Genomic DNA, 22,198 nt, shown 5'->3' with positions numbered 1-22,198 from the left:
CTCTTCCCTTAACTGGCTGTATTAGCAGTGGTATCGGGTGTAGCCACCACGGTGGTGCCAGGACGGGCTTTCTGTATACCGCTGACGATCACGCGGTCACCGTTCTTTAACCCTTCGGTAATCAGCCAGCGATCGCCAATGGCCTGTGGCGCAACAACCGTGCGCGATTCCACCTGATTTTTGTCATTAACAACCAGCACGGTCGCATCGCCACGTGGGGTGCGAGTGACCCCCTGCTGAGGCACCAGAATGGCGTCCGGCTGTACGCCTTCGTCAATGCGCGCCCGCACAAACATGCCCGGCAATAACAGGTGCTTAGGGTTCGGGAAAATCGCGCGAAGTGTAATCGAGCCGGTGCTTTCATCCACCGTCACATCGGAGAATTGCAGCGTGCCTTTCAGGGGATAAGGCTGACCATTTTCCATCAGTAACTCGACGGTGCTGCTGCCATCTCCTTTTTGCAGGCTGGACTGCTTCAGACGCATAAAATCGCTGCTGGGCTGGGTCACATCGACATAAATGGGATCAAGCTGCTGGACGGTTGCCAGAGCTGTGGCCTGTCCATTGGTGACCAGCGCCCCTTCGGTCACACTGGATTTACCAATCCGGCCCTCAATGGGCGAAGTCACTTTGGTATACGCCAGATTAATGCGGGCGCTCTCTACCCCTGCCTGTGCGGCGACCACGCTGGCATCAGCCTGCTGTGCCGTTGCTACGGCCTGATCGTATTCCTGCTTACTGACATATTGGGTGCCAACCAGTGGGACATAGCGTTTAACCGTCAGATGAGCAATATTCGCCGCCGCCTGGGCCTTAGCCAGCTCACCTTTCGCGTTGTCGTATGCCGCCTGATAGGTTGCAGGATCTATCTGATAAAGGGAGTCCCCGGCTTTGACATCACTTCCTTCGGTAAAGTTACGGCGCAGTATGATCCCGCTCACCTGAGGCCGCACTTCTGCAACGCGGAAAGCGTCGGTTCTGCCCGGAAGCTCGGTGGTAACGGCCAGTGGCGCGCTTTTTACGGTATACACGCTGACCTGCGGCGATTGCGGATGCTGTTGTTGGTCATTCTGCCCATCGCAGCCCGTGAGCAGGGCAGCGGCAACAATTAAACCGGATAAGGGTAAGAGCCTGAAATGAAGTGTCATTACTGTTCCTTTAAATACCCATAACCGATGTTTGCCGTAAATCGGTGAGAGGGCTGAGGGCACAAAAACAAAAAATGTAGCTGCGTATAATAATGAGGGTATTTAATGTTGTTTAATTTATAAGTGCGGAGGAAGAGATGAAAGCACCATAATCAGAATTTCACACTTGCCATGTGGTCGGTCTATTTAATTTAACCGTTATCCATGTGCATTATTAATGTGTTTAGTGAATATGACGAAATCTAATCATTTGCCAAATCTATGAATTAAATGAAGTGACTTTTTTTGTACAAAACAAATTTGTATTCTGGTGAATACTTCTGTTTTTCTGACCCCGCTTATTGGCTGCGGATTGCGTATCAACCCTGCGAGTAATGAGTAACTGTCTATGGCGCGTAAAACCAAAAAAGATGCACAAAAGACACGGCAACAGCTGATCGAAGCGGCCATCGGGCAGTTCGCGACGCGCGGTGTGGCGAACACGACTCTGACAGATATTGCTGATGCTGCGCAGGTGACTCGTGGGGCGGTGTACTGGCATTTTTCCAGTAAGTCAGAAATATTTAATGCTATCTGGGAACAGCAATTACCGCTGCGGGATATCATCAGAGATCGTCTTTCACTTTCAGAGGATGATGATCCGTTGTTAATGCTTCGTGAGCAATTTATTACTACATTACAATATATCGCCCACGAACCCCGACAGTGTGCGCTATTACAAATTCTTTATCATAAGTGTGAATTTACTGACGAAGTCATTTCAGAGTATGAAATTCGTAAACGCATTGGCATAAATTTCGATTGCTTGCGTAAAACGCTGGAACGGTGTGTTTTAAACAACGCGATTTCACCCAGCGTGAATATTGATCTCACACTGATCGTTTTCCACGGTTTCTTTAGCGGACTGATTAAGAACTGGTTAATGAACAGAGAGAGCTTTAATCTCTATCAACAGGCTCCTGCTCTGGTCGATAACATTCTGGCGACATTGCATAGTACGCGTGTGTCGCCAGCGGTTTATGGCGTTGCGTTATGACGCGCTGGTGGGAAGTAACTCCCCGTCCAGGCACAGGGCTTCAACGGCCTGTGCCGTAACAGGTTTACCTAACAGATACCCCTGAAGCGTGTTGCAGCCCAGTTCCGTTAAAAATTCCTGCTGTGCCTGTGTTTCTACACCTTCGGCAACCACTTTCAGGTTAAGCGTTTTGGCCAGCGCAACAATTGCCGAGACAATCGTTGCATCATCACTCTCCCCACTCAGCTCTTTCACAAACGCCCGGTCTATTTTCAGCTCACAGGCGGGTAAACGTTTGAGATAAAGCAGACTAGAGTAACCTGTACCAAAGTCGTCAATGGAGGCTTTTACACCTGCATTGGTTAACTCAGTCAGCACACGCACGCTTTCATCCGGATTACTCATTGCCGTGGTTTCGGTCACTTCCAGAATCAGCATTTCAGGCGGTACATTGTGGCGCGCCAGGCAGTCGAGCACGGTTTTAACCAGTGAAGGCTGCTCAAACTGAAGCGTTGACAGGTTCACCGCCATCGACCAGCTCTGGTGTCCCTGAAGATGCCATTCCCGTAACTGACGACAGGCTTCGTTAATCACCCAGTTACCGATAGGAATAATAAGCCCTGTTTTTTCGGCCAGCGGCAGGAACATGTCGGGTGTCAGCAGCCCCTGTTTCGGGTGTTGCCAGCGCAGCAGCGCTTCAAACCCGAGGACGGGCCCTGCCGGAGCGTGGAATTTAGGCTGATAAAGCAAACGTAGCTCATCGCGGTCGATCGCCAGCCACAGGTCATTCATCAGCTGGAGATGCGTCTGCGCCAGGGTGTTCATTGATGGCTGGAAGAAGTGATAACCATTTCGTCCCATATGTTTGGTGTGATACATCGCCGCATCAGCGTTAAACATCAGTTCTCGATCGTTATGACCGTCGTGCGGATAGAGCGCTATGCCGATGCTGAGGGTCACGACCAGCTCATAGGGCTCCAGAGCGAAGGGGCTATCAATCGCACGAACCAGCGCGCTTGCCAGTGAGGCGGCATCGTCTGGCCCTTCCGTTTCGGCCAGCAGGACAAACTCATCCCCGCCGATACGGGCTAGGGTGTACTGACCTTTCAGTGGCAGCAGCAGGCGCTTCGTGACGGCGACCAGCAGCTTATCGCCCACATCATGACCGTAGGCATCATTGATGGCTTTAAAGCCGTCGAGATCCATAAACATCAGCGCAAAATGGGAGCCTTCACGGTCGGCTTTGCTGATGGCCTGATCAAGCCGGTCTTCCAGCAAAATACGATTGGGCAGGCGCGTCAGCGTATCGTGTAGGGCCAGTTGTGCCAGTTCGCGGTTAGCTTCTGCCAGAGAAGAGGCCAGCAACGATGTGCGTGCCTGAAGGCGGGCATCCAGCATCGATACCAGCAGAGTGATCCCCAGAATTGAGAGCGCAACTACGCTCACCAGCACCGCCAGCCAGCTGCCGTTAATGCCGTGGTGATGCACCATTGTCGACATCGGAAACTGTGCGGCTTTCATGCCTGCATAGTGCATCCCGGCGATGGCTATCCCCATGGTGATAGCCGCGCCCAGGCGCATCAGCGCCACCTGCGCGGCTTCGTGGCGTAAACGGAACGTCAGCCACAGAGCGGCGAGGGAGGCGGCGAGGGCAATGACGACAGAAAGGGCCACCCAACTCTTGTCCCAGACAATGCCGGGCATAACCTCAAGCGCAGCCATACCGGTGTAATGCATGGCGACAATACCGCTTCCCATCACTAACGCACCGGGCAGCAGGCGGCGTAAACGCAGTTGCTCGCAGCTGACAAGCCACAACGCAAACATTGATGAGCCGATGGCAATCACCATCGATAGTACCGTCAGCGCCGCGTTGTAACTCATGCTCATGGAGAGGTCCATGGCCAGCATCCCGATGAAATGCATCGCCCACACGCCGATACCCATTGCAATGCCACCGCCCGCTAGCCAGATGCGAGCCGCCACTCCCTGGCTTCCGGCGACACGTGCAGCCATATTCAACGCGGTATAGGCAGCAAGGATGGCGACAACAAAGGAGGTGACTACGAGGATTTGGTTGTATTGGCTAACCAGCATGGTCTATTCAGCTCGTTGTGAGAGGTTTAGCAAGAGAGGTTGAGAAGGGCTGAGACATTATCACCGTCAGGTAATGACTCAAAGGGATTTAAATCCCTTCAATTATTGAGTGATAGCAGGGGGCGCAGCGTAAAAGGCTTAATCGAGATCGGAACAATTCACGAGCTTTAACGGGTTCACGGAATTCATATTGCGGCACTTATCGGTTTCGGTGCTCATCAGTTCAATCCACTGCATCAGCAGCGCATCAAAAATGAAAACGGAGACAGCAAAGACAACCAGCCACCAGTATTTACGAATCATTGTGTCATTCCGGGAGAAGTGAGGCCGTTAAGGTGGTGGAAATATACACGAAATGCAGTCGTTGAAAAGCAGGGAATGTGAAGGTTTACAAAGCGTTGACGCTAAATGTGAGCGGCAATAAAAAAGGCGCTTCCCCATGCCGAAGAGCGCCTTTTTAAACAAGCATTTAACTGACTAGTATCAGTTCATGCCGTATTTTTTCAGTTTCTTACGCAGGGTACCACGGTTGATACCCATCATCAGCGCAGCGCGGGTTTGGTTACCGCGGGTGTATTGCATCACCATGTCCAACAGTGGCTGTTCAACTTCAGCCAATACCAGCTCATACAGGTCATTAACATCCTGACCGTTCAGTTGAGCAAAATAGTTCTTCAGTGCCTGTTTAACCGAGTCACGCAGGGGCTTTTGAGTTACCTGATCCTGAGAGTTAACGGTGGAAACGGTCAGTACGTCAGAATTTACGCGTTGTTCGAACATAGTTCTGTCAGCTCTTTATTTCATTACGCAAGATTTTCGAAGTATGCCTCCAACGCCTCCAGCTGTACGCTGGCATCCTCTATGGCGTTGAATGTGCGCCGAAACTGGTCATTCGGAGCGTGCTCCTGGAGATACCAGGAGACGTGTTTACGCGCAATTCGGTACCCTTTTGCCTGACCATAAAAGTCATGCAATTCCCGAACATGCGAACAAAGCAAGCGCTTAATCTCTGCCAGAGGCAGTGGAGCAAGCAGCTCTCCAGTGTCCAGATAATGCTGGATTTCCCGAAAGATCCAGGGTCTTCCCTGAGCGGCACGTCCTATCATCAGAGCATCAGCTCCCGTATAGTCGAGCACAGCTCTGGCTTTAAGCGGGTCAGTTATGTCGCCATTCGCGATAATCGGAATGGAAACTTTCTGCTTAACTGCCCGAATGCTGTCGTATTCAGCGTCGCCGTTGAACAAACAGGCGCGAGTGCGTCCATGAATGGTCAGGGCCTGAATGCCACAGTTTTCGGCCAGTTGGGCAATCTCTACACAGTTACGGTGATCCGGCGACCAACCCGTGCGAATCTTTAACGTAACAGGAACGTCCACCGCGCTGACAACCGCCTCCAGGATTGACTTCACCTGGTCGGGGTATTGCAGAAGGGCTGAACCTGCAAGTTTGCGATTCACCTTTTTGGCCGGGCAACCCATATTGATATCAATAATCTGGGCACCACTTTCCACGTTAATACGCGCGGCATCTGCCATCTCTTCAGGCACGCTTCCGGCAATTTGCACGGTACGAATACCTGGTTCATCTATGTGCACCATCCGCAGGCGGGACTTATCGCTTTCCCACACTTGCGGGTTAGACGACATCATCTCGGATACGGTTAATCCTGCTCCCATCTCGTAGCACAGCGTCCTGAATGGTCGGTCGGTAATACCTGCCATAGGTGCTGCGATCAGGCGATTTCTGAGCTGGTGGTGTCCGATGCGCATGAGTTAAGAAATGACCATACTGTGACTGCAAGGCGGCGTATATTACGCATTTTTTGCACGAGATGAAAGGCCAAACTTTGAACAATCCACTGTTGTAGATCAAGGAATCGCCGCTCAGGGCCAGTGGTGAAAATTATTCACTATTTAAATCATCGTGTTATGCGATAACGGTTATTTTATCGTCTCTTACAATTTCCCGTAACTTCTCATCATTTCTGAATAAAGGTATCACTTAAGCGGGATAATCTGCTGTTTTTTGCAGCAGATTATCCCGGTTCTATGCGATCTACGTCGCAATTTAGAACATGATCTTAGCGCAAAAAATGCACGTTATTCGACAATGACGCGACCATGAAGTGACTGTACCGGGCGGTTATTATCGTGATGCATGGTATGGGTGAATTTCTCCAGTTGTTCTCTGGAAAGGGTCAGCGGGTGTTTGAGGACAACCCAGGTGACGCCTTCAGAGCAAGGTGGAGTGGTCAGAGAGCCGCTAAAACGCCAGAACGTTTTGTCTGTTGGCAGTAGTTTATTCAGATTGAGATTCGGGGTAATGCTAACGTTCTGGTCGGTTTGCCCTGGCATCACGGCCCACAGTTTTTCCAGCTCTGGGTTCGCAGCGCCTTGCTCAAACATCACGGCGACTACCACCAGTTCTCCCCCGGCATTTTTGTGCACCAGATGCATTTCCATCGCGTATTTTTTGCCATGCACTGTGTTTTCACTTGGGGCATGAAAATGGAACTGTTGCAGGATCCAGTTCTGTTTATCGAGGGTGATACTGTCGTGTGTTCCGGCTTTTTCACCCGCCTGAATGGTGTGTCCATTATTCGTCAGAGAGACAGGCCCTTCGCTGTAATGGGTTTGCAAAGGAGAGAGGTGGGCTTTGGCGGTGGTATCGATGTTAACCGGAGACTGGTTAAACCCGTTTTTACAGGTTTTGTATGCGTCGTCCAGTTCCCCCCAGTGCTCTGGTGCGCCTTCTCCTTCGTAGCCCCAGTGTGACGCAGATGCTGAGAACGAAATAATGCTCAGCGCCAACAGCGCTGCCTTGCCAGTAAAGTGAGTCATAGTATTCTTCCTGTGAATTTTATTATCCAAATCATTAATTACCATCATGATTTGTGTGGTTATTTTAGCGAAGAATGGCAGGGGATGAGAGGAAAATCAGAAGGGAGAGGCGTGGTCAGATGACCACGCCAAAAGCTTATTTTTTACGTCCGGTAATACGGCACCACTCTTCTTTCTCGACCACCGGGTCAAGCGCAAAGAGGTCGGCATAAGCTTCACAGACGCTGTCGGCCTGGCTTGCCAGGATACCAGAAAGGCCCAGCAGACCTCCCTCAACGGGCAGCACGCTGATTAACGGGGCCAGTTCGCGTAATGGGCCAGCCAGGATGTTAGCGACCACCACATCGGCTTTCATGACTGCTGGCTGGGCGTCCGGCAGATACAGTTCCAGACGATCGGATACGCCATTGCGTTCGGCGTTATCTCGGCTGGCCTGAATCGCCTGCGGATCGATATCGATCCCGATGGCTTTTTTCGCGCCCAGTTTCAGTGCGGCAATCGCGAGGATCCCGGATCCGCAACCGAAGTCGATCACTGTTTTGCCTTCCAGATCCAGTCCGTCCAGCCATTGCAGGCACAGGGACGTAGTCGGGTGTGTACCCGTACCAAACGCCAGACCAGGATCAAGCATCACGTTGACCGCGTTTTCATCCGGCACGTCGCGCCAGCTTGGGCAGATCCAAAGACGTTTACCGAACTGCATCGGATGGAAGTTATCCATCCACTCGCGCTCCCAGTCTTTGTCTTCCAGCTGCTCGATTTTATGTACAAAACCTTCACCCAGCAGCGGGTGGTTTTCCAGGATCGCGACCACCTCTTTCATGTCGGTTTCTGCGTCGAACAGGCCGATAACGTCGGTGTCGCCCCACAGGCGCGTTTCGCCAGGCAGCGGCTCAAACACCGGGGTGTCATGCGTGTCCTGGAAGGTGATGGAAACCGAACCGGCTTCCATCAGCGCATCGCTCAGCTCTTCGGCGTTAGCGCCGGTTGTGTTCAGTTTTAGTTGGATCCACGGCATGGCAAACTCTTTATTTATCAGTAGAAATTACGGCGGCCTGTGGCGCGGGTTGACCAAAACGGTTACCCACCACAAACGCCAGCAAACTTAACAGTAGCGAAGGCACAATCGGATGGAAGCCCAGATACTGAATTTTAAATGTCGCCAGGACGGCATACAGCACGCCACCGACAATCATACCGCTTAATGCGCCAGCGGCATTTGCCCGCTCCCAGTACAGTCCCAGAACCAGCGGCCACAGGAACACGGCTTCCAGGCCGCCAAACGCAAGCAGGTTGAGCCAGATGATCATCTCTGGCGGACGCCATGCGGCTAACAACAACAGCGCCCCCAGCACCAGGGTTATCACAGCCGACATGCGTTTTAAGCGTGTTTCATTGGTGACCTGTTCAGGACGCACGTTCAGATAGAGATCTTTAATGATCGTAGCGGAACTTTGCAGCAGCTGGGCGTTGATCGTCGACATGATGGCGGCCATTGGGGCGGCAAGGAATATCCCGGCGGCAAACGGCGGCAGAACTTTGACCATTAATGTCGGGATAACCAGGTCCGGCACGGTGAGATCCGGGATCACGGCGCGGCCTAATGCGCCTGCCAGGTGCATTCCAAACATCAGGATAGCAACCACGATGGTGCCAATGATGATGCCTTTATGAACCGCCTTGCTGTCCTTATAAGAAATGCAGCGTACGGCGGTATGCGGCAGGCCAATCACCCCAAAGCAAACCAGCACCCAGAAGGAGGTCATAAATGTCGGGGAAAGGATATCATCCGCTCCCTGCGGTGAGACCAGTTTCGGATCGATCGCTTCGAGTGTTTCAACTGCATGGCTCAGGCCACCTGCGGCATGAACGATACCGACCAGCAAGACAATCGTACCAATGAGCATGACCATGCCCTGCATCGTATCGTTCAGCACGCTGGCGCGGAATCCGCCAAAGGCGGTATAGAGCGCAATGCTGACCCCGAAGATGATAAGCCCCGTTTCGTAGGGAATACCCGCTGCGGTTTCCAGCAGGCGTGCACCACCGATAAACTGCACCGTCATCGCACCAATAAAGGCGACCAGCAGGCTTAGGCTCGCCAGCCATACCAGTAAACGACTCTGGTAGCGGGCAAACAGCATATCGTTGAGCGTTACGGCATTATAACGACGAGCAAGGATGGCAAACTTTTTGCCGAGTATACCCAGAGAGAGCCAGACGGCAGGAAGCTGAATCATCGCTAACAGCACCCAGCCTAACCCGTATTTATAGGCAGCCCCAGGGCCACCGATAAACGAGCTGGCGCTGATGTAGGTAGCCGTGAGCGTCATGGCCAGCACGACGCCGCCCATCGAGCGACTACCGAGGAAATACTCGTTCAGGAAGGTACCTGTCGTTCTTTTACGCATGGCATAAACCGACAGACCAAACACCACCAGCAGGTAAGCGATAAGGGGCAGAATGACTTCAAGCTGCATCATCGTCCTCCAGCGGAATATCACGATAGATAAATTTCACCATTGCCCAGCACAACACAATAAATACTAACGGTACCAGCAGGCAGGCCATTTCAAACCAGTGCGGCAGGCCGGTGATACCAATAGCAGAATCAGGTAAGTAAGCAGTTACTAACCATGCGGCAAGATAGAGAAGGGTCAGCCACAGCGCCCAGCGCGCTTCTTTATGGGCCTGAACAAAACGCGTGTCCATTTGTCGTCCCTTGTGGATGAAGAAAGCGGGGATTGTACATGATGGGGCCTGGCGATCCCCAGAAATAAAAAAGGCCGGATAATCCGGCCTTTTAGCGTCGATGCAGTCTTACTTCTCGTGCATACCGAGTTTTTTCTCCAGATAGTGGATGTTAGTTCCACCATTCTGGAAGTGCTCGTCGGTCATGATACGCATCTGCAGGTCAACGTTGGTTTTGATACCGTCGATGATCAGTTCTTGCAGGGCGTTCTTCATGCGGGCAATCGCCACGTCACGGTTTTCGCCGTAGCAAATCAGCTTACCGATCATTGAGTCATAGTACGGCGGTACGGTGTAGCCGGCGTAGATATGAGACTCCCAACGCACACCAAAGCCACCCGGCGCGTGGAAACGCGTGATTTTACCCGGGCTTGGCAGGAAGGTATTCGGGTCTTCGGCGTTGATACGGCATTCTACCGCATGGCCTTTGACCACAACTTCTTCCTGTTTGATGGACAGTGGCTGACCAGCAGCAATGCGCAGCTGCTCTTTGATCAGGTCAACGCCAGTGATCATTTCGGTAACCGGGTGTTCTACCTGAATACGGGTGTTCATTTCGATGAAATAGAACTCGCCGTTTTCGAACAGGAACTCAAAGGTACCTGCACCGCGATAGCCGATATCCACACAGGCTTTAGAGCAACGCTCGCCGATGTAGCGACGCAGTTCCGGGGTAATGCCCGGTGCTGGTGCTTCTTCAACCACTTTCTGGTGACGACGCTGCATAGAGCAGTCACGTTCTGCCAGATAGATAGCGTTACCCTGGCCGTCTGCCAGCACCTGAATTTCGATGTGGCGTGGGTTTTCCAGGTATTTTTCCATGTACACCATGTCATTGCTGAATGCCGCTTTCGCTTCAGCTTTGGTCATGGAGATGGACTGCGCCAGTTCGGTGTCGCTGCGCACAACGCGCATCCCGCGACCACCGCCACCGCCGGACGCCTTGATGATAACCGGGTAGCCAATGCGTTTAGCATGAGCACGGTTAGCATCCATGTCGTCGGTCAGAGGGCCATCAGAACCTGGAACGGTTGGAACACCGGCTTTTTTCATTGCGGTGATTGCAGACACTTTGTCACCCATCAGGCGAATGGTGTCGGCTTTCGGGCCGATGAAGATAAAGCCAGAGCGTTCAACCTGCTCAGCAAAGTTGGCGTTCTCAGAGAGGAAGCCATAACCCGGATGAATTGCCACCGCGCCGGTGATTTCAGCGGCGCTGATGATAGCCGGGATGTTCAGATAGCTTTTTACGGACGGAGCCGGGCCAATACAGACCGTCTCATCCGCCAGCAATACGTGTTTTAAATCGCGATCCGCGCTTGAGTGCACCGCAACAGTCTTGATGCCCAGTTCTTTACAGGCACGAAGAATACGCAGAGCAATCTCGCCGCGGTTGGCGATAACAATTTTATCCAGCATGTTCGCCTCGTTACTCGATGACGACCAGCGGCTCGTCGAATTCAACCGGCTGACCACTTTCGACCAGAATCGCTTTCACAGTACCTGATTTGTCTGCTTCGATCTGGTTCATCATTTTCATGGCTTCAACGATGCACAGGGTATCGCCTACATTGACTTTCTGACCGATTTCGATGAACGCTTTCGCGTCCGGGCTCGGGGTGCGGTAGAAAGTACCAACCATTGGGGAACGTACGATGTGACCACTGATTTCTGCAGCTGCTGCAGGTGCAGCTTCTGCTGCTGGTGCAACGGCTGCGGAAAGCGCAGGCTGCTGCACTGGCGCAGCGTAAGCTTGCTGCATTACCGGGAAGCTAGCGGCTGGGGCTGCACGGCTGATGCGTACAGACTCTTCGCCTTCAGAAATTTCCAGTTCGGAGATGCCTGATTCTTCAACCAGCTCGATCAGTTTTTTAATCTTACGAATATCCATGAGTGGGTTCCGTACTCTTGTTTAGTGTGATTGTGACAAGCGTTTTACCGCTGTCTGTAAAGCGTATGAATAACCGTCCGCACCAAGTCCGCAGATAACGCCAGCGGCGATATCTGACAGATACGAATGGTGACGGAACGGCTCCCGCGCATGTACGTTGCTCAGGTGGATCTCGATGAACGGGATACTCACCGCAAGCAGCGCGTCACGGATAGCAACACTGGTGTGCGTAAACGCGGCCGGATTGATCAGGATATAGTCCACATTGTCTTTAGCCTGATGAATACGGTCGATGAGTGCGTACTCCGCGTTTGACTGAAAATGATCCAAATCCACATTCAATGAGGTCGCTTCCGTCCCAAGACGGTTAACAATTTCACTCAATGTCAGTGTGCCGTACTTCTCTGGCTCACGGGTGCCGAGCATGTTTAAGTTCGGTCCGTTCAAAACTAAGATCTGGAACTTGTCAGCCATTGTGCTGCTATCTCCTGCGATTCTCCGGTAAAAGACAAAATATACCTTCGATGCGCGATTGTCACCTTTTCAGAGGCCTAAAACCCCTGTCAGGAAAACCAAGGTCGCACATTATAACGATTTCGTAGCATTTGGCAGCTAAATACTGGTCTTATCAGGGAAGATTATCAACCGCTATCCGAAAAAGAGTCGCGGCGGATAAGTAATCTGCGGGAAAACGCACAGTTTCACGAACTATCTCATCCACTGGCGGAACTTCTTGTAACGCCACGCTAAAAGCGCCAGTGCGAGCAGGGCGTAGATGATGGGTTGCGGGGATAAAATCTTCACCGACCACAGGTAATGTATAGGGGCGAGGATCGCGACAAGATAGACGAAGTTGTGCAGCAGTTGCCAGCGCCTGCCCAGTTTTCGCTGCGCAAATTGCGTCGAGGTCAGCGTCAGTGCCAGTAAAATGAGCCAGCTGACGATACCTAACGTCAGATAAGGACGCGTAACCAGCTCACTACCCAGCAATGCCAGATTGTTAATACCCAGCTCAAGCAGCGTATAGCTGGTGAGGTGCAGCGTCGCCCAGGCAAAACACCATAGCCCTAAAAGCCGACGGGTACGTATCAATAATGGCTGTTTAGCGTAGCGCGCTAAAGGTGAAACCAGCAAGGTGGCCAGCAGAAATTTCAGAGCCATCCTACCGGTAAAGTGTTGAATATCCTTTGCCGGGTCGGCGCTGAAGTATCCTTGACTGGCTGCCCAAAACAGCCAGATAAAAGGAAGCAATCCCGCTAAGTGCAAAATGACCTTCAGCCAGGTTATCTGTTTTACGCTTAAACGCACTTAAAAATTCTCCCGTAAATTCAGGCCGCGATACAGAGAAGCGACCTCATCAGCATAGCCGTTAAACAACAGCGTTGGCTGACGCTTAACGTCCAGCGCGCCGCCTGAGCCGATAAAACGTTCTGTGGCCTGTGACCAGCGGGGGTGATCCACATGCGGATTCACATTGGCAAAAAAGCCGTACTCATCGGGCGCGGCCAGATTCCAGGTGGTAGGAGGGCGCTCGCGGGTGAGCTTAATACTGACAATCGATTTAATCCCTTTAAATCCGTATTTCCACGGCACGGTTAAGCGAATAGGTGCGCCGTTTTGTGGCGGGAGGGCTTTACCGTACACACCCACCGTAAGCAGGGTGAGCGGATGCATGGCTTCATCGAGTCGCAACCCTTCTACATAAGGATAATCCAGCCCGCCGCCGATAAACCGGTCCTTCTGGCCGGGCATTTCATCGGGTGAGTAGAGCGTCTGAAAAGCGACATATTTTGCATTGCTGGTGGGCTCAACCATCTCCAGTAGCTTATGCAGCGGGAATCCCACCCAGGGCACGACCATCGACCAGGCTTCGACACAGCGCATCCGGTAAATGCGCTCTTCCAGCGGGAAACGGGTGGTCAGGTCGTGGTGATCCAGGGTCAGGGGCTTTGCGACTTCGCCGTCAATTTTCAGCGTCCAGGGATCGGTTTTCATGCCACCCGCGTTGGCTGCCGGGTCGGCCTTATCCAGACCAAACTCATAGAAATTGTTGTAACCGGTGACTTTGTCTTCGGGCGTTAACGTGAGTTTATTTTGCCATTCGGCCGGTTTGGTAAAGGTGAGTGGCGCGCCGGAAGGGGCTTTCGGACGATCGTTACCTTTAAACCAGTCAAGCAGGTCGGCATGGGCTGCCGGTGAGAGCGTCAGGGCGGTTGCGCTGATGCCAAGCATTTTCAGGATCTGGCGGCGCTGTAACATAAAGACAGACTCGGACGTTACGTCGGCTTCCGTCAGTTTTCTGGTTTTCATGGCATCCTCCGTCATGCGTTTTTCTAAGCATGACGGAGGAGAAGGGTTAGCGCGAATATGTCACGAAAATTTGAAGATTAGACAATTTTCACCAGCGCGCGGCCGTGGAACTGATTGTCCATGATCTTACTGGCATATTCCGGCGCCTGGCTAAGGCTGATTTCCGTTGCGCTCTGGGCGTAGAACGATTCTGGCAGGTCACATGACAGGCGTTCCCAGGCTTCTGCACGACGCGCCGTAGGGGTCATGACAGAATCCACCCCCTGTAAACGCACATTGCGCAGAATAAACGGCATGACGGTGGTTGGCAGGGCAAATCCACCCGCCAGACCGCAGGCGGCGACACAACCGCCGTAGTTCATTTGTGCCAGCACTTTTGCCAGCACTTTATCGCCCACGGTATCGACCGCACCAGCCCAGATCTGTTTTTCCAGCGGACGGGTTTCGGCAAATTCGTCACGTCCCAGGATCCGGTTAGCGCCCAGCTGGCGCAGGTAATCGTGGGTGCTTTCGCGTCCGGATACAGCCGCAACCTGGTAGCCTAATTTATGCAGCAGAGTCACGGCAGTACTGCCCACGCCACCGCTGGCCCCGGTCACAACGATTTCACCTGACTCAGGACGAATACCGGCATCTTCCAGCGCCATCACGCAGAGCATGGCGGTAAAGCCTGCGGTGCCAATGATCATCGCTTTACGGCCATCCAGACCTTTTGGCATCGGCACCAGCCAGTCGCCTTTCACCCGGGCCTGCGCCGCCAGACCACCCCAGTGGTTCTCGCCAACGCCCCAGCCGGTGAGCAATACCTGCTGCCCCGCATGGAAGCGAGGATCTTCGCTCGTATGCACACGGCCCGCGAAATCGATACCTGGAACCATCGGGAAATTACGGATGATTTTGCCTTTGCCGGTGATGGCCAGCGCATCCTTATAATTCAGGCTGGACCAGTCGATGTCGACGGTTACGTCACCTTCCGGCAGACGGCTCTCTTCAATGGTTTGCACCGAGGCAAGCGTTTTGCCGTCCTGCTGTTCTAAGATCAAAGCCTGCATACAGGGTCCTCACTACGTATGATGATTGGAAAAAATTTTCTGAAGACTATACTCGCTCATTGAAAGCCAATGCCGATTTAACGCAATAAATTGCCAGATACACCAGGTTTGGTAGTATGCCGCATTTGAAATGCAAGTTAGCGCTTACTCGCTACCCCATCAACCCACGGAGTAATCTCAAGGATGCGATTAACGACGAAATTCTCGGCTTTTATCACGCTGCTGACGGGGCTCACCATCTTTGTCACGCTTATCGGCTGTTCCCTGAGTTTTTATAACGCCATTCAGGACAAGCTGGTGAACCGTATCCAGTCGGTGGCATCAGTCATTGATACACGGCTGGTGACCACGCCACTGCCGACCCTGTCGCGTGAGCTGGATGAAATTATGGTACCGGTCGATATCGTCCAGATTGACATCCGCCAGGGGAATTCGCTCGTCTTCAGCCATGCCCGACAGGGAAGCTACCGTCCGGCAGGCATGATGAACCAGTATCGTGAAGTGACAGTCCACTCGCTGAAAAACCCGGGTATGACCATCAAACTGGTTTACCAGGATCCGATGGCAAACTACTTCCACTCTTTAATGACCACCGCGCCGCTCACGCTGGCTGTAGGGTTTATTGTGCTGCTGATTTTTGTTGCCGTGCGCTGGCAGCGTCGTCAGCTTTCGGGGCAGGAGCTGCTGGAAAACCGCTCGGTACGCATTTTAAACGGCGAACGTGGGCCGCAGGTTCGCGGGTCAATCTACGAATGGCCGTCGCGCACCAGCAGCGCTCTGGACGTATTGCTTTCAGAGATCCAGTTTGCCAGCGATCAGCGCAGTCGGATGGATACACTGATTCGCTCCTACGCCGCGCAGGACAATAAAACCGGCCTGAATAACCGTCTCTTCTTTGATAATCAGCTGGCTACACTGCTGGATGACCCTGAAAAAGTGGGCACGCACGGGGTCGTGATGATGATCCGCCTGCCCGATTTTGATCTGCTGCGGGACAACTGGGGACGGGCCGTGGCGGAAGACAACCTCTTTGTCCTTATCAACCTGCTGTCGACCTTTATTATGCGCTATCCTGGCTCGCTGCTGGCGCGCTATCACCGCAGCGATTTTGCCGTACTGTTGCCGCACCGCACGCTAAAAGAGTCGGAAAGCATTGCAGGTCAATTGCTGAAAGCCGTTGATGCCTTGCCGCAAAGCAAAATGCTCGACAGGGATGATATGGTCCATATTGGTATCTGTGCCTGGCGCGGGGGCCAGTCGACAGAACAGGTCATGGAACATGCGGAAGCCGCCACCCGCAACGCCGTGTTGCAGGGGGCGAACGGGTGGGCCGTATATGATGATTCTCTGCCGGAGAAAGGGCGCGGGAATGTGCGCTGGCGAACGTTGATTGAGCAAATGCTCAGTCGCGGCGGACCACGTATTTATCAAAAACCGGCGGTGATGAAAAATGGCCATGTGCATCACCGTGAACTGATGTGCCGTATTTTCGACGGTACGGAAGAGGTGATTTCGGCCGAGTATCTGCCGATGGTGCTGCAATTTGGGCTATCAGAAGAGTACGACCGCCAGCAAATTACGCGGCTTATTCCCTTCTTAACGTTTTGGCCTGAGGAAAACCTGGCGTTACAGGTCACCGTCGAGTCTTTGATTCGCCCGCGTTTTCAGCGCTGGCTGCGCGATATATTAATGCAATGCGAAAAATCGCAACGCAAACGCATTATTTTTGAACTTGCTGAGGCGGATGTAGGTCAACACATCAGCCGGTTACGCCCGGTTGTACGTTTGATGAATGCGCTTGGTGCTCGTGTGGCGGTCACGCAGGCGGGCCTGACGCTGGTCAGCACCAGCTGGATCAAGGAACTGGATGTCGAATTATTGAAGCTTCATCCCGGGCTGGTAAGGAATATCGAAAAACGCACGGAAAACCAGCTGCTGGTTCAGAGCCTGGTTGAAGCGTGTAAGGGAACGCGGACACAAGTATTTGCCACCGGCGTGCGCTCACGGAGCGAATGGCAGATGTTGACAGAGCGCGGTGTTGCGGGCGGTCAGGGCGATTTTTTTGCGTCCTCTCAGCCGCTTGACACCAATGTGAAAAAATATTTGCAAAGATACTCTGTTTGACCTGCCGTTTAATTTGTTTTCACGTAGAATATCGCGCCTGTAGCTTTGAGTATGACGAGCAAAAAGCCAGTGAACGACCTTTGACTGGTTACAAATGAAAGTGAGGGACGCTACTGTTTACTCAGCCCTGAGGGACTCAGGGAATGAATTTGTAACAAAGGAAACGTACTGCACTAATTTTCACCGTAGCAGACGATTTTTGCGCCTTGTCGCTGCTGCGTGTGGTTGGTAAAGTAAGCGGATTTTGTTTTCCGCCCCAGCTTTCAGGATTATCCCTTAGTATGTTGAAAAAATTTCGTGGCATGTTTTCCAATGACCTGTCCATTGACCTGGGTACCGCGAATACCCTTATTTATGTAAAAGGACAAGGCATCGTATTGAATGAGCCTTCCGTTGTGGCCATTCGTCAGGACCGTGCCGGCTCGCCAAAAAGCGTGGCTGCTGTGGGTCATGATGCGAAGCAGATGCTGGGTCGTACCCCAGGCAACATCGCCGCGATCCGCCCAATGAAAGACGGTGTTATTGCTGACTTCTTCGTGACTGAAAAAATGCTTCAGCACTTCATCAAGCAGGTTCACAGCAACAGCTTCATGCGTCCAAGCCCGCGTGTTCTGGTGTGTGTGCCGGTTGGTGCAACTCAGGTAGAACGTCGTGCAATCCGTGAATCCGCTCAGGGTGCTGGTGCGCGTGAAGTGTTCCTGATTGAAGAGCCAATGGCTGCGGCAATCGGTGCGGGTCTGCCTGTGTCTGAAGCGACCGGCTCTATGGTGGTTGATATCGGTGGTGGTACCACTGAAGTGGCTGTTATCTCCCTGAACGGCGTGGTTTACTCCTCTTCCGTACGTATCGGTGGTGATCGCTTCGACGAAGCCATTATTAATTATGTGCGCCGTAACTACGGCTCTCTGATCGGTGAAGCTACCGCAGAGCGTATCAAGCACGAAATCGGTTCTGCTTACCCGGGTGACGAAGTTCGCGAAATCGAAGTTCGTGGTCGTAACCTGGCTGAAGGCGTTCCACGTGGCTTTACCCTGAACTCCAACGAAATCCTCGAAGCGCTGCAAGAGCCGCTGACCGGTATTGTGAGCGCGGTAATGGTTGCCCTGGAACAGTGCCCACCAGAACTGGCTTCTGACATCTCAGAGCGCGGTATGGTGCTGACCGGTGGTGGTGCGCTGCTGCGTAACCTCGACCGCCTGTTAATGGAAGAGACAGGTATTCCTGTCGTAGTTGCAGAAGATCCACTGACTTGCGTCGCCCGTGGTGGTGGCAAGGCGCTGGAAATGATCGACATGCACGGCGGCGACTTGTTCAGCGAAGAGTAGTCGGTTGTGAAAGGGTAGCAAATTGCTACCCTTTCTCTCTGACGCGAGAATACGCATAGCCTATGAAGCCAATTTTTAGCCGTGGCCCATCGCTACAGTTTCGCCTGATCCTGGCGGTTCTGGTGGCGCTTGGTGTCATTATTGCCGATAGCCGCCTCGGTACGTTCAGCCAAATCAGAACGTACATGGATACCGCCGTCAGTCCTTTCTACTTTGTATCAAATGGTCCCCGTGAATTACTCGACTCCGTTTCTCAAACGCTGTCCTCACGTGACCAGCTCGAACTTGAAAACCGGGCGTTACGTCAGGAACTGCTGCTGAAAAATAGCGAGCTGCTGATGCTTGGGCAATATAAGCAGGAAAACGCGCGTCTGCGTGAGCTGCTTGGCTCGCCGCTGCGTCAGGACGAGCAGAAAATGGTGACCCAGGTTATCTCCACCGTAAACGATCCTTACAGCGATCAGGTGGTGATCGACAAAGGCAGCGTCAACGGCGTTTATGAAGGCCAGCCTGTCATCAGTGATAAAGGTGTTGTCGGCCAGGTTGTGGCGGTCGCGAAACTGACCAGCCGTGTCCTGCTGATTTGCGATGCAACCCATGCGCTGCCGATTCAGGTACTGCGTAACGACATCCGTGTGATTGCGGCCGGTAACGGCTGTACGGACGATCTGCAACTGGAACACCTGCCGGCCAACACGGATATTCGTGTGGGCGATGTGCTGGTGACATCCGGCCTTGGCGGACGCTTCCCTGAAGGTTATCCGGTTGGGGTTGTCTCGTCTGTGAAGCTGGATACCCAGCGTGCTTACACCGTGATTCAGGCTCGCCCAACGGCGGGTTTACAGCGTCTGCGCTATTTGCTGCTGCTGTGGGGTGCCGATCGTAACGGCACTAACCCGATGACCCCGGAAGAGGTTCACCGTGTTGCGAATGAACGCCTGATGCAAATGATGCCGCAGGTGCTGCCGCCAGCAGACTCTATGGGGCCACCTGCGCCAGTCCCTGCCCCTGCTACGGGATTAACGCAGCCTCCGCCGGATGCGCCACCGCCACCGCGACTCTCCCAGGGAGGGCAGTAGTGGCAAGTTATCGTAGCCAGGGACGCTGGGTTATCTGGCTCTCGTTTCTCATTGCACTGTTGCTGCAAATTATGCCCTGGCCGGACGACATCCTCGTCTTCCGGCCAAACTGGGTATTGCTCATTTTGCTCTACTGGATCCTGGCCCTGCCGCACCGCGTAAATGTCGGCACAGGTTTTGTGATGGGTGCCATACTGGATCTCATTAGTGGCTCTACGCTTGGCGTGCGCGCCTTATCCATGAGTATTATTGCGTACCTCGTCGCACTCAAATTCCAGCTCTTTCGTAACCTCGCGCTCTGGCAACAGGCGCTGGTGGTGATGTTGTTGTCGCTTGCTGCGGATATCGTTGTTTTCTGGGCAGAGTTTTTAGTGATCAATGTCTCTTTCCGACCGGAAGTGTTCTGGAGTAGTGTAGTGAATGGTGTGCTCTGGCCGTGGCTGTTCCTGCTGATGCGTAAAGTTCGTCAGCAGTTTGCCGTGCAATAAAAGGTTTCTATGACGTCTGTATATCTTGCCTCTGGTTCACCGCGTCGTCAGGAGTTGCTCACGCAGTTGGGCGTCTCCTTTGAGCGCATCGTTACCGGCATTGAAGAAAAACGTGCTGAGGGTGAAAGCGCCCGGCAGTATGTTTCCCGCCTGGCACGTGAAAAAGCGCGTGCTGGTGTGGCGCTTGTACCGCGTGACTTACCGGTGCTGGGGGCAGATACCATCGTTATTCTTAACGGTGAAGTCCTTGAGAAACCCCGTGACGCAGAACATGCGGCGCGAATGCTGCGCAAGATGTCCGGACAAACTCACCAGGTGATGACCGCAGTGGCGCTGGCTGATAGCCAGGACGTACTGGATTGCCTGGTAGTCACGGACGTCACGTTCAGAGTGCTTACCGACGACGAGATCGCCGCGTATATTGCCAGCGGTGAACCAATGGATAAAGCAGGTGCATACGGTATTCAAGGGCTGGGTGGCTGTTTTGTCAGGAAGATTAATGGCAGCTATCACGCCGTAGTCGGCTTACCGCTGGTGGAAACGTATGAGTTGCTGAGCAATTTTAACTCACTGCGTGAGGGAAGGGATAATTATGACGGCTGAATTGTTGGTAAACGTAACGCCATCGGAAACCCGTGTGGCCTACATTGATGGTGGCATTCTTCAGGAAATTCATATTGAGCGTGAAGCGCGGCGCGGAATAGTAGGCAATATCTACAAAGGTCGTGTCAGTCGTGTACTACCGGGTATGCAGGCGGCTTTTGTAGATATTGGACTCGATAAGGCGGCATTTTTACATGCCTCCGATATCATGCCGCACACCGAGTGCGTCGCAGGCGAAGAGCAAAAACAGTTTGCCGTCCGCGACATCTCTGAGCTGGTGCGACAGGGCCAGGATCTGATGGTGCAGGTGGTGAAAGACCCCCTGGGCACCAAAGGCGCACGCCTGACGACCGACATCACGCTTCCTTCCCGTTATCTGGTCTTTATGCCGGGTGCTTCGCACGTTGGCGTCTCGCAGCGCATTGAGAGCGAAAGCGAACGCGAACGCCTGAAAAAAGTGGTGAGCGCCTACTGCGACGAGCAGGGCGGATTTATCATCCGTACTGCGGCAGAAGGGATCAGCGAAGAGGATCTGGCGTCTGATGCGGCCTACCTGAAACGCGTCTGGACCAAGGTGATGGAGCGTAAAAAACGCAACCAGACCCGTTATCAGCTGTACGGCGAACTGGCGCTCGCTCAGCGCGTATTGCGCGACTTTGCCGATGCGCAGCTCGACAGAATTCGTGTTGACTCCCGCCTGACGTATGAAGCGCTGCTGGAGTTTACCGCCGAATATATCCCTGAAATGCCCGGTCTGCTGGAGCACTACTCCGGCCGCCAGCCGATTTTCGATCTCTATGACGTAGAGAACGAAATCCAGCGCGCGCTTGAGCGCAAGGTTGAGCTGAAATCGGGCGGTTATCTGATTATCGATCAGACCGAAGCCATGACCACGGTGGATATCAACACCGGGGCCTTTGTTGGCCATCGTAATCTGGACGACACCATTTTCAATACCAACATTGAAGCGACGCAGGCCATCGCGCGCCAGCTTCGTCTGCGGAATCTGGGCGGCATTATCATCATCGACTTTATCGACATGAATAATGAAGATCACCGCCGCCGTGTACTGCACTCGCTGGAGCAGGCGCTGAGTAAAGATCGCGTGAAAACCAGTATCAACGGCTTCTCACAGCTGGGTCTGGTAGAAATGACGCGTAAGCGTACCCGCGAAAGCGTAGAGCACGTGCTGTGTAATGAATGCCCGACCTGTCATGGCCGCGGTACCGTAAAGACGGTGGAGACTGTCTGTTACGAAATCATGCGTGAAGTTGTTCGTGTCCATCACGCCTACGACTCTGACCGTTTTCTGGTCTATGCTTCCCCTGCGGTGGCTGAGGCCCTCAAAGGTGAAGAGTCGCACGCGCTGGCGGAAGTGGAAATCTTTGTCGGCAAACAGGTTAAAGTGCAAATCGAGCCGCTCTATAACCAGGAGCAGTTTGACGTAGTCATGATGTAAGACGCAGTACGCTGCG

22 protein-coding genes are annotated in these 22,198 nt (G+C 53.1%); 7 read left to right on the top strand and 15 right to left on the bottom strand.

What is annotated here, in order from left to right; genetic code table 11:
- Positions 1–8: 8 nt before the first annotated feature.
- A complete protein-coding gene (locus tag N1249_RS20200) occupies positions 9–1,148 on the bottom strand; it encodes an efflux RND transporter periplasmic adaptor subunit (RefSeq protein WP_259832625.1) in 1,140 nt (379 codons plus the stop codon).
- Positions 1,149–1,536: 388 nt separating this feature from the next.
- On the opposite strand from N1249_RS20200, the gene envR reads away from it, so the two are divergent.
- Positions 1,537–2,184: an acrEF/envCD operon transcriptional regulator gene (gene envR / locus N1249_RS20195; protein ID WP_259832623.1), complete on the top strand. Its 648-nt coding sequence runs from the start codon at positions 1,537–1,539 to the stop codon at positions 2,182–2,184.
- On the opposite strand, the gene N1249_RS20190 is transcribed toward envR, so the two are convergent.
- The 14 genes from N1249_RS20190 to N1249_RS20125 all read right to left on the bottom strand — a co-directional run bounded on the left by N1249_RS20190 (position 2,179) and on the right by N1249_RS20125 (position 15,104).
- A complete protein-coding gene (locus tag N1249_RS20190) occupies positions 2,179–4,260 on the bottom strand; it encodes a bifunctional diguanylate cyclase/phosphodiesterase (RefSeq protein WP_259832621.1) in 2,082 nt (693 codons plus the stop codon). The two genes, envR and N1249_RS20190, sit on opposite strands and share 6 nt — an antisense overlap.
- Before the next feature lie 138 nt (positions 4,261–4,398).
- Positions 4,399–4,563, bottom strand: a complete 165-nt coding sequence (locus tag N1249_RS20185) for a DUF2556 family protein (protein WP_014072033.1) — start codon at positions 4,561–4,563, stop codon at positions 4,399–4,401.
- Between the two features lie 180 nt (positions 4,564–4,743).
- Complete coding sequence (fis, locus tag N1249_RS20180; RefSeq protein WP_000462905.1) at positions 4,744–5,040, bottom strand: DNA-binding transcriptional regulator Fis; 297 nt, start codon at positions 5,038–5,040, stop codon at positions 4,744–4,746.
- A gap of 23 nt (positions 5,041–5,063) precedes the next feature.
- Positions 5,064–6,029, bottom strand: a complete 966-nt coding sequence (gene dusB / locus N1249_RS20175; protein ID WP_259832618.1) for a tRNA dihydrouridine synthase DusB — start codon at positions 6,027–6,029, stop codon at positions 5,064–5,066.
- A gap of 330 nt (positions 6,030–6,359) precedes the next feature.
- A complete protein-coding gene (locus N1249_RS20170) occupies positions 6,360–7,100 on the bottom strand; it encodes a carbonic anhydrase (RefSeq protein ID WP_259832615.1) in 741 nt (246 codons plus the stop codon).
- A 136-nt stretch (positions 7,101–7,236) separates the two neighbouring features.
- Positions 7,237–8,118, bottom strand: a complete 882-nt coding sequence (gene prmA, locus N1249_RS20165) for a 50S ribosomal protein L11 methyltransferase (RefSeq protein ID WP_259832612.1) — start codon at positions 8,116–8,118, stop codon at positions 7,237–7,239.
- A gap of 10 nt (positions 8,119–8,128) precedes the next feature.
- Positions 8,129–9,580: a sodium/pantothenate symporter gene (gene panF / locus N1249_RS20160; RefSeq protein WP_259838229.1), complete on the bottom strand. Its 1,452-nt coding sequence runs from the start codon at positions 9,578–9,580 to the stop codon at positions 8,129–8,131.
- Complete coding sequence (locus N1249_RS20155) at positions 9,570–9,812, bottom strand: YhdT family protein (RefSeq protein ID WP_166718068.1); 243 nt, start codon at positions 9,810–9,812, stop codon at positions 9,570–9,572. The genes panF and N1249_RS20155 overlap by 11 nt, the downstream gene beginning before the upstream one ends.
- Positions 9,813–9,920: 108 nt before the next feature.
- Positions 9,921–11,270, bottom strand: a complete 1,350-nt coding sequence (gene accC, locus N1249_RS20150; protein ID WP_259832608.1) for an acetyl-CoA carboxylase biotin carboxylase subunit — start codon at positions 11,268–11,270, stop codon at positions 9,921–9,923.
- Between the two features lie 10 nt (positions 11,271–11,280).
- Positions 11,281–11,742, bottom strand: coding sequence for an acetyl-CoA carboxylase biotin carboxyl carrier protein (gene accB / locus N1249_RS20145; protein ID WP_112013106.1), 462 nt, complete (start codon positions 11,740–11,742; stop codon positions 11,281–11,283).
- A gap of 21 nt (positions 11,743–11,763) precedes the next feature.
- The gene (aroQ, locus tag N1249_RS20140; RefSeq protein WP_259832602.1) at positions 11,764–12,216 is read right to left on the bottom strand and encodes a type II 3-dehydroquinate dehydratase; all 453 of its coding nucleotides are present in this window, start codon (positions 12,214–12,216) and stop codon (positions 11,764–11,766) included.
- Between the two features lie 234 nt (positions 12,217–12,450).
- Positions 12,451–13,050 (bottom strand): protein-methionine-sulfoxide reductase heme-binding subunit MsrQ, encoded by a 600-nt coding sequence (msrQ, locus tag N1249_RS20135; RefSeq protein WP_259832600.1) that lies wholly within the window; start codon positions 13,048–13,050, stop codon positions 12,451–12,453.
- Positions 13,051–14,052, bottom strand: a complete 1,002-nt coding sequence (gene msrP / locus N1249_RS20130) for a protein-methionine-sulfoxide reductase catalytic subunit MsrP (protein ID WP_166718066.1) — start codon at positions 14,050–14,052, stop codon at positions 13,051–13,053.
- Positions 14,053–14,129: 77 nt separating this feature from the next.
- On the bottom strand, positions 14,130–15,104 hold the full coding sequence (locus tag N1249_RS20125) for an MDR family oxidoreductase (protein WP_259832598.1): 975 nt from the start codon (positions 15,102–15,104) through the stop codon (positions 14,130–14,132).
- A gap of 183 nt (positions 15,105–15,287) precedes the next feature.
- Between N1249_RS20125 and csrD the strand changes: the two genes are divergently transcribed.
- From csrD to rng, 6 genes are all read left to right on the top strand, one after another.
- Positions 15,288–17,228 (top strand): RNase E specificity factor CsrD, encoded by a 1,941-nt coding sequence (gene csrD, locus N1249_RS20120; RefSeq protein WP_259832595.1) that lies wholly within the window; start codon positions 15,288–15,290, stop codon positions 17,226–17,228.
- Positions 17,229–17,509: 281 nt separating this feature from the next.
- Entirely contained in the window at positions 17,510–18,553 is a 1,044-nt protein-coding gene (gene mreB, locus N1249_RS20115; RefSeq protein WP_000913396.1) for a rod shape-determining protein MreB, read from the top strand.
- Between the two features lie 62 nt (positions 18,554–18,615).
- Positions 18,616–19,632, top strand: a complete 1,017-nt coding sequence (mreC, locus tag N1249_RS20110; RefSeq protein ID WP_014071998.1) for a rod shape-determining protein MreC — start codon at positions 18,616–18,618, stop codon at positions 19,630–19,632.
- Positions 19,632–20,120 carry a rod shape-determining protein MreD gene (mreD, locus tag N1249_RS20105; RefSeq protein ID WP_014071997.1) on the top strand — a complete coding sequence of 163 codons (489 nt, stop codon included), beginning with the start codon at positions 19,632–19,634 and terminating at the stop codon, positions 20,118–20,120. Before mreC ends, mreD begins: the two co-directional genes overlap by 1 nt.
- A 9-nt stretch (positions 20,121–20,129) precedes the next feature.
- Entirely contained in the window at positions 20,130–20,723 is a 594-nt protein-coding gene (locus N1249_RS20100; RefSeq protein ID WP_259832580.1) for a nucleoside triphosphate pyrophosphatase, read from the top strand.
- A complete protein-coding gene (gene rng, locus N1249_RS20095; protein WP_014071995.1) occupies positions 20,713–22,182 on the top strand; it encodes a ribonuclease G in 1,470 nt (489 codons plus the stop codon). Before N1249_RS20100 ends, rng begins: the two co-directional genes overlap by 11 nt.
- Positions 22,183–22,198 lie beyond the last annotated feature (16 nt).

It is taken from the genome of Enterobacter sp. CP102 (genome assembly GCF_025152625.1).
GTDB lineage: Bacteria > Pseudomonadota > Gammaproteobacteria > Enterobacterales > Enterobacteriaceae > Enterobacter > Enterobacter soli.
The sequence above is the reverse complement of the archived record's forward strand: the minus strand, read 5'-3'. Positions and strand labels throughout refer to the sequence as shown.